The 658-nt window shown below is 50.0% G+C and carries 1 protein-coding gene; it reads left to right on the top strand.

The annotated features are described in order from the left end of the window. The coding region (locus HPA02_RS18365) for a hypothetical protein (protein WP_222594021.1) at positions 1–340 on the top strand (340 nt) is incomplete at its 5' end. Positions 341–658 lie beyond the last annotated feature (318 nt).

Raw genomic sequence — 658 nt, 5'->3', positions numbered from 1 at the left:
TTGGCCCTGTTGGGTGCGGAAGGTCATTCCCAGCGGCGTGGCCGGTGAGGGCGGCGTCAAGCAGGAGACAGGGATAAGAGATACACATCATGTCCTCAAGGCGTTGGCGGGGTGGCCGTTCGGCCACGCTACCGCCGGGGAAGGCTGTAAAATGCCTTCCCTGGCGGGTGATGAGTGGGCGGAACGTCCGTGTTGCACTTATTGGTTGAATCCAGAAGGAGTGCCCAAGGCACTTATTGTCGAATTGACTGGCGGTTCCTTGATTTTCCTCGTCAACCATCTAGACAAATTACTTTTTCCTAGTGAGCGTCAGCATCCATCCGCCCAAAAAAATCAATAAAATGGAGTAGGTGATTCGTAGTGGTTCACTATGCACAACACCTCCTCTTCCGATATTTCCTGTTAAATAAACGCTTATCCCTGCCGTTATTGCAAGTATTCCGGCAAGAAAATAACCCCAGTGAAGCCTAGATAATGCTCTTTGCATTTTAATAAAGTTCTTCCTCATCTCATGACCTCCTTAGGGCTAGCAAAGAAATCAATAAAATAACCAGCAGCTCCAGATAAGTTTGGGGTGGGCGAAGTTCCTCCTAAAGAGCCATCAAGTAGGTCTATAGCAGCCCCTTGCACTGCCGGGTTGGCTATTCCTACCGCCGCA

The sequence above is a fragment of the Bisbaumannia pacifica genome, assembly GCF_007989625.1.
Classification (GTDB): domain Bacteria; phylum Pseudomonadota; class Gammaproteobacteria; order Pseudomonadales; family Halomonadaceae; genus Bisbaumannia; species Bisbaumannia pacifica.
The sequence above is the reverse complement of the archived record's forward strand: the minus strand, read 5'-3'. Positions and strand labels throughout refer to the sequence as shown.